The following is a 10,163-nucleotide window of genomic DNA, read 5'->3' as shown; positions in this document are numbered from 1 at the left end:
GCCGTCACCGATGCCGTTCACCGGCGCCGCGGGCGCATCGTCGCGCAGCTCTGCATAACGGGGCGGGTGTCGCATCCGATGTTCCATGGCGGTGAGCCGCCTCCCGCTCCCTCGGCCATCCGTCCGGCGGACACCGCGATCTGGGCGGTTGGGCCGGACGGAACCGGCGGCATGGTGCCCTGCGTGGAGCCGCGGGAAATGGACGAGGCCGAGATCGCCGCAACCGTCCGTCAGTTTGCCGCCGCCGCTACGAATGCCGTTGCCGCCGGCTTCGACGGGGTCGAGCTGCATGCCGCCAACGGCTATCTGATCGAGCAGTTCCTGCGCGATGGCAGCAACCGACGGACCGACCGCTATGGCGGGTCGCTGGACAACCGCCTGCGCTTCCTGACCGAGGTGGTGGAGGCGGTGACCGCCGCCATCGGGGCCGGGCGGACCGGCGTGCGCCTGTCGCCGCTGATCACGCTGAAGGGGATGAGCGACAGCGATCCCTACGGCCTGTTCACCAGGGTGGTCGAGCGGCTGGAGGCATTGGGCGTCGCCCGCCTGCATTTCGCGGAGGATGACTGGGACAACGGCACGCCGCTGCCGACCGAATGGCGCAAGGCCTGGCGGGCGCGGTTCAGCGGCACCATCATCGTCGCCGGCCGCTATACGATGGACCGGGCGACGGCGCTGCTGGATGCCGGGCTGGCCGATCTGGTCGCGTTCGGCCGGCCCTTCATCGCCAACCCCGACTTGCCGGAGCGCCTGCGCCGCGGCCTGCCGCTGGCGGAGTTCCGCGCCGACAGCCTGTTCGGCGGCGGGGCGGCCGGCTACACCGACTATCCCGCAATCTCGTCCACCCGGTGAGGCTCAGGCGCCTGCCATTTCAGCATCCGGTTCCATGCCGCCGGACTCGTCGAAGAAATCTCCGGCGACGTCCGGCCCCCATTCCTGGACGAGCGAAACCTTCTTCTGCTTCAGCACCTCCACCCGCTTTTCGGCGCGGGTGACCTCCATGCCGGCGACCAGCGGCGGGATGCCGTAATAGATGCCCCAGCCGACGGCGGCGGCGCTGTACATCACCATCCAGGCCAGCGGGTCGGCGAAGATCTTCGCCGCGGCGCCGATGGTGTGCTGGTGCTTCCACAGATCGATGGCGAAGGGCATGCAGCCGCAGAAATTCAGCCCGCCGACGGTGATCGGCGCCGATTTGTCGGGATCGCGGTCGACGACATAGGCGACGATGGTCGGGATCATGCCGATGCCGAACAGGATGGAGGTCGGCAGCACGATCAGCGCCGCCGGGACGATCAGCAGGATCAGCGTGAGGGCGCCGCCCTTTTTCTTCTTCTTGCGCGCCATGGCGATCTCCCGTCGATTCAGACTTTACGCGATCCGGTCAGAAGGCGAAGAACAGGATGATGCCGGCGACCAGCACGGTCGACAGCAGGCTGGACACGATGGCGGCGACCTGCCGGCCGGAGGTCTCGATGATCGAATTGCGGTCGGCGATGGTGTGGCGGATCTTGTCCATCTCCGCGTCGGCCTCGCGGTAGGCGATCTGCGCCGCCTCGAACTCCAGCCGGTCGCGGCGCAGCGCATCGGGATCGTCGACCACCTTCAGCAGTTCGGTCAGCCGGCCATTGTGCGCGGCGGCGTCCGCCATCTTGCGCACCTCCTGCTGCTGCGGCCGGTTGTGGAAGCGGCGGAAGGCGGGATCGAGCAGAGCCACCACCCAGGAGGCGAGGTGGGTCAACCCATCGACGCCGGTGCGGGCCTGGATGTCCGACAGGATGGTCAGCATGGCGATGACGCGCCGCATCGGCTCCACCCCGCTGCCGAGCTGGGTGAACAGAAGCTCGTCCCCGCGCTTGTGGCGGGCGCCGAGGAAGGCGGCGATCTGGCGGTCGATGGGGTCCTTGTGCCGTTCCCCGCCCGCCGCGACCCAATCCAGCGCGCGCAGCAGCTCGGCCGGCGTGGTCGGCAGCTGCCTCGCCACCAGCCCGCTCATGCAGGGCATGGTCGGGTTCATCTCGTACAGGACGCGCTCGACTCCCAGCCCATGGCTGGAGCGGTCGAGGAAGCCGCGCAGCTGGTCGAAACTCTGCACCAGCGGCACGAATTCCGGTTTGAAGTCGGCCTGGACATTGACCCAGAACATCGGCAGCTGGTTGGCGAGCACCTCCGCCACCGCCTGGGGGGACTCGCCGCGCATGAAGGCATCGGCCAGCATGGTGGCGATGCCGTCCGGCATCATCGCCCGGCCGCGGTAACGGATCGGTGCGGCGGGGTCGAGGGCGATGCAGACGCGGGCGACCAACCGGTCGCCCTGGCTGCCGCCCTTGCCGCTGGAGGCCGTCTGGATGGCGCTGCTCACCGCCTCCGCCCGCACCTCGTCGCCCATCGACCGGCGCAGCCACTTGTCCAGCTCCCCGCTTTCGATGACGGAGGCGGCGGCGGGGGCATGGCGGGCGAAGGCGCGCGCCAGCGTGCGGCAATGCCAGTATTCCGCCCCCTGGAACTCCAGCGGGCGGGCGGCGCGGCGGGAGATCTGCGGTTGCTTCGGGCTGAGCCGGCGGCCGGCCACCCACAGGTCGAGGTCGTTCAGGGTCCAGCGCTGCTTGGGATCGTCCACCAGCAGGCCGCGCACCACCTCGTTGATCGCCAGCGGCAACCGGTGCTGCTGGACCAGCGCCGGGTAGGAGCCGCGCTCCATCTTCGCCTGCAGCACCGCCTCGTCGTCCAGGCCGGCCAGCGGGTTGCGGCCCAGTGCCAGGATCAGCAGGGTGACGCCCAGCGAATAGAGGTCGTCGGCCATGGTGCCGGTGCCGCGCCCGGCCGGGTTGGCCATGCCGCGTTCGATGGTTTCCAGCAGGACCGGCTGGCCATAGCCGGGCTGGGCCGACACGCATTCACCCAGCATCAGCCCGCCCGACGCGAGGTCGCGGTAGAACAGGTTGGTCGGGCGGATCGCACCATGGACGACGCCGCGGCTCGACAACTCCTTCAACGCCGACACCAGCGGATGGACGATCTGCCGGGTCAGCTGGTCCTCCGGCATCGGGTCCAGCGTGTCGGTCAGCGATCCCATCAGCCGTTTGCCGCCCGGCCGCTCGAACACCAGGCAATAGCGCCGGCCGCGGTCCTGCGGCCAGTCCACCAGCCCCCAGTCGAGCAGGCGCATGTGGGTGGCGTTGTCGAGGCTGCCGACGGTGGAGCAGATGTCCATCCGCGGCAGGATCCCGGCGTGGCAGATGATGGCGAAGGGCTCGATCCGCTTTTCGCGCAGCGCCTTGGCGGTGAAGGCGTTGCCGCCGACGGCGTTCAGCAGCGGGATCGTCGCGCCCGGATGGATCTCGTAGCGTTCGGCGAGCTTCACCGGTTCGGCATTCGCCATCGCTGCCGTGGCGGCTCCCATCGTACCTGTCTGGGCGTCGGATGGCATGGACGGCGTATCCCCGGAGCGTGCGAATGGGCGCAGGCGTTAGCTGGCGTGAAAAGGGCAAACAAACCGTTAACGTGAACGGGCGTAACACTATCGGATTGGCCTGAAAAGGAAAACCCCTACCGGGAGGGTTTCCGAGCCGCGTTCCTCGTCGGTCGGTTCTGTGTTGCCGAGCGGTCAAACCGCCGCACCGCTTTTCCGCTGGGCTTGTCGCAACCCGCGAAGAAGCCCGCTCAGGCGGTAGTCCCAAGGTCCATGAGATCGGGTGGACAGTAATGGCGCTCGAAGGTTTTCATGATCAAATCGACAATCTCGGCCCGAGGATGCCGATTGTCGGGTTCGTAAGGGTCGGAGAAGAAATCCTTCACCATCTCATAGGAGGGGAAATACAGGATCCGGTCATTGGCCCGGTCATCGGCCCGGTCGAGCAGAAGCTGGTCGACCGCGGAGCGCAGTATGCTCTTGGAGACGGAATTGGCGGTAATGCAGGAAATTGGACGGAAAGTCGCCATCAGAGGAATGGGCGACACCGTGAAGACGATGCGGGATTCAGGCTTGGCCTCGTGGATAATGGAGCAAATCCGCATAAGGTTGTGCAAATTTTCCTGATGCGACGAGATGCGGAAGCCATGGATGCGTTCGTCGAACAGATGGGCCGGCACGGCCCGCCAAAGCGCTTCGCCATTCCGTTTGTCGTACCAGATCTCGGACAGACCAAGCGTAATGATGAACAAATCGGTATTCAGAATGATCTCGCGCGTTTCCGCCTGCACGGCCGGATTCATGGCGGCGATTTCCTTGCGATCCGAGAACCAGAGATTTTCAGGAAAAGCCTTGCCCTCGATCGCCCATTCCAATTGCTGTAGAATGGCGAAGCTGTTCACCATGCCTTCGCCGAAACGGATGATGTGCGACTGATTGCCCAGGCCATGGCCGAGCACCGCATAGCCACGATCCCGCAAATAGCTCGTGATGTAACCGGCGAAGCAACTGCCGAAGGCCGTGATCCGGGTGTCACGGGTGATGAATGGCGTCTGAGGCGACCAGCCCTGCATGACCCACCGGTCAACGCCTTCAAGGGTTTGAGCGATTTCAGCTTTGCTGGCGATGAAGTTGGTGTGCGGGCCACGATACCAGGAACCGTTGAAGACGGCGCGATGACCGTTGCGCTCGGAGATGAGTTGCTCCAAATCCGTCATATCGAACCCTTTAACTCCGGTCGCCACCAACAATGCGGCATTTCCTGCACTGGCCTCGTTTTACTTCTCCTGCCCCGATTCGGGTGCGGCAATCATGCAATGAGGATTCGTAAATAGAATTGCATTCCACCCCTTAAATCGGCAAAATTCTCTCAAATTATAAATTGGCTCGTTGGCAACTTTCTGAATTGCGAGTATTGTTACCATGCTTGCAGGGAAGAGGGAAGGGCGTTGAGGATCATTCTGCATGCCGGAACACCGAAGACCGGCACCACAGCGTTGCAATCTGCTCTTTTCCGCCATCGGGATCTGCTTTTGGAGCGGGGTGTTCTCTACCCGCTGGCCGGTATTGACCCCCCTCCCGAACCCAAACATCAATGGATGATTGGCGCTCTGATGCATGACCCGGACAACTTTACGGCAGGTGTCGAGACCGCGCTTGGCGAGGCACGGCCCGATACCCATACCATGATTTTGTCGACAGAGGGCCTGTTCCACCGTTGGTGGGATTTTCCGCCGCAGGGCCGCGCCGCTCTGCGCGACCTCGCCCGCCGTTTTCCTGTCATACTCTGGGTGGTCTTTCGCGAGCCAGTTTCGTTCATCCGCAGCTTTTACATCCAGACGCTGAGAAATCCCCGCGGACTTGGACCGCTGTACGGCCTGGACATGGCGCTGGAAGACATGCTGGCGGTTCCGCGCTTTTCCGTTCATCTCGACTATGCACGTTATGTCGGCGAGGTCGAGGAATGCATCGGCGTGGGAACGGTGCGCCCGTTCCGCTACGGCGCGGAAACGATAATCGGGGACATCCTGACGGCGCTCGGCATCACCGATCCATCATTTGCCTCCACCTGGGAGAATCGGTCCCTGGGCGATCCGGGCGTGCGCCTGTTGCGCCAAGTCAACCGGTCGGACATGCCGGTTGCGACAAAAGGGCAGATTGTCCAGCTGGTCGAGCAGATCGATGCTTTGATGGATGGTGTCAGCGATCCGCTGACGATCGACGCTCGGACCATTGCGCACATTCGGGCGCTGGCCGCTCCCAGCCTGGCGTTCCTTGCCGAGCGTTACCAACTGCAACTTGGAGATGCGGTTCCATTGAAAAGCGGTGTCCTGCCGGCGAGTTGAGGCATCGGTGTGGCTCAATTTTTCCAAAAACGTGCCGAGATGGAGCATCATGCGTCATGTAATTTACTCTTTCATCATTGATGACCATCCGAAATTCTCATACCAGGCGTGGAATCTGGCAAAGTCGATCCTGCATTTCTGTGATGCCCGGCCAGAGGATATTCACCTGCAGTTCACGCCGACGGTACCGGCTGACACTCGGAATCTTTTCAAGGATGAGGGATACACGATCGAGAAGATCGAGCGTTTTGGTGATGGCAAGTGGTGCAACAAGATCGCCCAGCTTCCCAATCTCTTCGACAAGCCCTGCGACCACATCCTGTTGCTCGATACCGATGTGATTCTGGTGCAGGACATCCGCAGCCATTTGCGCGACGATGCCGTTCAGGCGAAGACCGTGGATATGCCGAATCCCAGCCTGTCTACGCTTCTCGTGCTGATGGCGCAGGCTGGTCTGGAGAATCCGCCTCTGACGCCGACTGACGCCGGTCAGGGATTGACCGTTCTGGGCAATGCCAATGGCGGCTTTTATGCGGTGCCGCGGTCCCTGGCGCGCTCCTTCCATCGGTCATGGCAGAGCTGGGCACTGTGGCTCCTGGCCGATGGCGAGCCTTTGGTGACGGAAGGCAAGGCCAATCATATCGATCAGGTGAGTGCCGCCATGGCGTTCCGGGTATCGGGCGTTCCTTATGCCACCGTGCCGTCCAACCTGAATTATTTCATTCATTTCCAGGCAGAACACGGTCTGGACGACGCCAGTTTTCCAATATCGATGCTGCATTACCACGACGCCACCGTGACGCAGGATGGGCTGATCGGGCCGAATTTTCCCCTGACGGTGCGGGAAGCCGATGCTGTCGCGGCCGCCAACCGTCTGATCCAGGGCAATATGCATCCTGTCCTGCGCTGGCCCGGCTTGGCCTGACCGAAACCCGGCCCCCGTCGCCGTCCCGAACAGGAGGGGGCCGCCTTTCAGCGGCCCCCCTCCATCTCTTTCATCCACACGGGAGGAAGGGCTGTTTCCGCAACCGAGAGATTAGTCGTTCTTGACCTTGACGTAGGAGCCGGGCGCGTCTTCCAGGGCCGGCAGGGCGCCGTCGCCGGGCTGGCGGGCGGGAACCTTGCCGTTGGCGTACTGGCCGACCCACTTGTTCCATTCCGGCCACCAGGAGCCAGGGGTCTGGGTCGCCTTCTCCAGCCACTCGTCCGAGGTCTTGGCCAGCTTGTCACTGGTCCAGTAGCAGTATTTGTTCGCCGCCGGCGGGTTGACGACGCCGGCGATGTGGCCGGACGCCCCCAGCACGAACTTGACCGGACCGCTGAACAGCTGGGCACCGCTGTAGGTGCTCTTCCAGGGCGCGATGTGGTCTTCCCGCGCCGAAAGGAACAGCGAGGGAACCTTGATCTTGCCCAGGTCGATCGGAACGCCCTTCAGCGTCACCGAGCCCGGCTGCGCCAGCATGTTCTTCTGGTACATGTTGCGCAGATAGAAACTGTGCATCGCCGCCGGCATGCGGGTGCTGTCGCTGTTCCAGTACAGCAGGTCGAAGGGGAAGGGGTCCTTGCCCAGCAGGTAGTTGTTGACGACGAACGACCAGATCAGGTCGTTGGCGCGCAGCATGTTGAAGGTGGTCGCCATCTTGGCGCCGTCGAGATAGCCCTGTTCGGCCATCTGCCCTTCGATGAAGGTCAACTGCTCCTCGTCGATGAAGATCGACAGCTCGCCAGCCTCGGCGAAGTCCAGCATGGTGGTGAAGAAGGTGGCCGACTTGATGCGGTCGTCCTTCTTGACCGCCATGTAGGCGAGCGTCGAGGCCAGCAGCGTGCCGCCCAGGCAATAGCCGATGGCGTTGACGTCCTTCTCGCCGGTCGCCTTCTCGATGGCGTCCAGCGCGGCCAGCGGGCCTTCGACCATGTAATCCTCGAAGCCCTTGGCCGCCAGCGTCTCGTCCGGGTTGACCCAGGACAGGACGAAGACGGTGTGGCCCTGGTCGACCGCCCATTTGATGAAGCTGTTCTTCTCGCGCAGGTCGAGGATGTAGAACTTGTTGATCCAGGGCGGCACGATCATCAGCGGACGCTTGTTCACGTCCGGCGTGGTCGGCGTGTACTGGATCAGCTGCATCAGGCTGGTCTGGAAGACGACCTTGCCCGGCGTGACCGCGATGTTCTTGCCCAGCTGGAAGGCGTCATAGTCGGTCATGGAGATGCGCAGCTCGCCCTTGCCGCGCTCCAGATCCTTCAGCAGATGCTCCAGCCCCTTGACCAGATTCTCGCCGCCGCTCTCGATGGTCGCGCGCAGCACCTCCGGGTTCGTCATGACGAAGTTGGAGGGCGCCATCGCGTCGACGAACTGGCGGGTGTAGAAATCGACCTTCTTGGCGGTGTGGTCGTCCAGCCCCTCGACCTGATTGACGGTCGACTGCATCCACCGGGCGCTCAGCAGGTAGGATTGCTTGATGAAGTCGAACAGCGTGTTCTCGTCCCAGGCGGCGTCCTTGAAGCGGCGGTCGTCCTTGGCCGGGGCGATGACCGGCTGGGTCTCCTGTCCGAAGAAGCGCTGGGTGGTGCGCTGCCACAGGGTCAGGTAGTCCTGCCACAAGGACATCTGCGCCTGCATCAGCTTGGCCGGGTCGGCCATCATGCGCGTGGTCATCTCAAGGAAGGCATGGCCGACGCCCATCGGATCCGGGCTCTTCGGGCCGGCGCCATCGGCGGCCTGCCGCGCCAGGAACTCGGAGACCAGCCGCTGGCTCTGTTCGGCGATGCGGGTCATCGCCCGCGACATCTCGACCGGATCGGGAAGCTTGACGTCGGGCACCTGGGGGGACGCCGGGTTTGATGCCTGAGGGGGGGCCTTGGTCTCGGCCATGAGCACGGTCCTTCTTCTTTGGGCGGGTGTCGCGTCGTCTCGGTCGCATCGCCTGGGTCACCGGCATCCGCGGAGTCCGGCTTGCGCCAGATTGGGCTTTGGGCCTTGCGGAGGGGCGGCTATACAGACTTGCTGTCGGTGATCTGTGGGAATGATGTCTGGGGGGACGATGTCTGGGGGCGTTCTGCACCATGTCGCTGTGGGTGGCGTGCGGCGGTCCGGCCTTCTGGTGCGGTGCGGGAGAAATACGAAACCTCTCATACACCGCAGATGTGAACATTTCATTTCACGGATCGTCGCACAAGTGTGGTGTGGCGGCCAGAACGGGGAAGGGTGATGGTGACGGGCAGTCAGGGGGGCGGCCAGGGGAGTGGTCGCGGGATCGCGGCAGCCGGTCGGGTGGCCGGTGCGCTAATCGTTGCGACTCCAATGGTTTTCGGGCTGGCGGGCTGCAGCGACCGGATGCTCGACACCGGTCCGCTGGGTGCCGTCCTGGGCGATCCGTCGCCGGTCAGCGACAATTCGTCGCCGGTTCGCGGCATGAGCGGAACCAATGACGAGTACCCGAATCTCGGCACGGTCCCGCCGCGCCCGACCGACCTGACCACCGAGGCGCAGCGCCAGCAGGAGATGGACCGCTTGGCCCAGGACCGTGCGGCATCGCGCCGCACGCGGGAGCAGACGGAAGCGATCCAGGTGCCGGAACCGCTGCCGATCCCGCCGAAGCCGGACCTGCGGCCGGGGAAGAGCTGAGGGTTCCCGGCAAGGAAAAGGCCCCCGACCGGTCGGTCGGGGGCTTTTTCTGTGTGGGGGATTAACTTCCGCCGGGAACCGGATCACTCCTGGATGAACGCCTTCACGTAGGACTGGCGCAGCGGCTGGATCAGATAGTCCAGCGGGGTGCGGGCAGACAGCACGATGCGGGCCTCCACCGGCATGCCGGCCTTGATCTTCAGGTTGCGGACCTCGTGGCTGTCGGCGTCCTTCAGGCGGATGCGGGCCAGATAGTATTCCTGGCGGGTCGCATTGTCGGTCAGGCGATCGGCCGACACGTAGGACACGGTGCCGTCGATGGTGCCGACGACGCGGCTGTCATAGGCGGTCAGCTGCACCTTCACCGGCAGGTCGACGGCCATCGACTTGATGTCCTTCGGCTGGATGCGGACCTCGGCCAGCAGGGCCTTGTCGTCGGGGACGACGTCCAGCACCGGCTCGTTGGCAGTGATGGTGCCGCCGACGGCCGGGTGGCCGTACATCACGACGTTGCCGGTGTCCGGCGCCTTGATGGTGCGGTTGTCCAGGCGGTTCTTCGCGTCGCGGATCTGCTCGGCCAGCTTCTGGGCGTCGCCGCGGGCCTTGTCCAGCTCGACAAGCACCTTCTCGCGGAAGTCGCTGCGGCGGCGGACCAGATCGCCCTGGGCGTCGACCGCCTGCTGGCGCGACTGCGACATGCGGGCTTCCAGCTCATGGTCCTGGGCGTGGAGCTGGGCGTTCTCCTTCTGCGCCGCCACCAGCTTGGTGCGGGTGGAGTTGC

9 protein-coding genes are annotated in these 10,163 nt (G+C 64.3%); 4 read left to right on the top strand and 5 right to left on the bottom strand.

The window, feature by feature from the left end; genetic code table 11:
• On the top strand, positions 1–852 hold an 852-nt coding region (locus tag I71_RS27595), incomplete at its 5' end, for an N-ethylmaleimide reductase (RefSeq protein WP_042701568.1).
• A 3-nt stretch (positions 853–855) separates the two neighbouring features.
• On the opposite strand, the gene I71_RS27590 is transcribed toward I71_RS27595, so the two are convergent.
• The 3 genes from I71_RS27590 to I71_RS27580 all read right to left on the bottom strand — a co-directional run bounded on the left by I71_RS27590 (position 856) and on the right by I71_RS27580 (position 4,656).
• The gene (locus I71_RS27590) at positions 856–1,347 is read right to left on the bottom strand and encodes a hypothetical protein (RefSeq protein ID WP_042701565.1); all 492 of its coding nucleotides are present in this window, start codon (positions 1,345–1,347) and stop codon (positions 856–858) included.
• A 37-nt stretch (positions 1,348–1,384) separates the two neighbouring features.
• Positions 1,385–3,430 carry a serine/threonine protein kinase gene (locus I71_RS27585; RefSeq protein ID WP_244434087.1) on the bottom strand — a complete coding sequence of 682 codons (2,046 nt, stop codon included), beginning with the start codon at positions 3,428–3,430 and terminating at the stop codon, positions 1,385–1,387.
• A gap of 233 nt (positions 3,431–3,663) precedes the next feature.
• Positions 3,664–4,656 carry a GSCFA domain-containing protein gene (locus I71_RS27580; protein WP_244434088.1) on the bottom strand — a complete coding sequence of 331 codons (993 nt, stop codon included), beginning with the start codon at positions 4,654–4,656 and terminating at the stop codon, positions 3,664–3,666.
• Between the two features lie 204 nt (positions 4,657–4,860).
• Between I71_RS27580 and I71_RS27575 the strand changes: the two genes are divergently transcribed.
• Together I71_RS27575 and I71_RS27570 are read left to right on the top strand one after the other, a co-directional pair.
• Positions 4,861–5,757 carry a hypothetical protein gene (locus I71_RS27575; protein WP_148294386.1) on the top strand — a complete coding sequence of 299 codons (897 nt, stop codon included), beginning with the start codon at positions 4,861–4,863 and terminating at the stop codon, positions 5,755–5,757.
• A 49-nt stretch (positions 5,758–5,806) separates the two neighbouring features.
• On the top strand, positions 5,807–6,682 hold the full coding sequence (locus tag I71_RS27570; protein ID WP_042701558.1) for a hypothetical protein: 876 nt from the start codon (positions 5,807–5,809) through the stop codon (positions 6,680–6,682).
• 111 nt (positions 6,683–6,793) lie between these two features.
• Here I71_RS27570 and I71_RS27565 read toward each other — a convergent pair whose 3' ends face one another.
• Positions 6,794–8,629, bottom strand: coding sequence for an alpha/beta hydrolase (locus tag I71_RS27565; protein WP_085940796.1), 1,836 nt, complete (start codon positions 8,627–8,629; stop codon positions 6,794–6,796).
• A 462-nt stretch (positions 8,630–9,091) separates the two neighbouring features.
• Here I71_RS27565 and I71_RS27560 point away from each other — a divergent pair, with 462 nt between their 5' ends.
• Positions 9,092–9,382, top strand: coding sequence for a hypothetical protein (locus I71_RS27560; RefSeq protein ID WP_244434086.1), 291 nt, complete (start codon positions 9,092–9,094; stop codon positions 9,380–9,382).
• A gap of 83 nt (positions 9,383–9,465) precedes the next feature.
• Here the strand turns inward: I71_RS27560 and I71_RS27555 are convergent.
• On the bottom strand, positions 9,466–10,163 hold a 698-nt coding region (locus I71_RS27555), incomplete at its 5' end, for an HlyD family efflux transporter periplasmic adaptor subunit (protein WP_042701552.1).

It is taken from the genome of Azospirillum sp. B506 (assembly GCF_000333595.1).
Taxonomy (GTDB): Bacteria; Pseudomonadota; Alphaproteobacteria; order Azospirillales; family Azospirillaceae; genus Azospirillum.
This window is presented reverse-complemented; position numbering and strand designations above follow the sequence as displayed.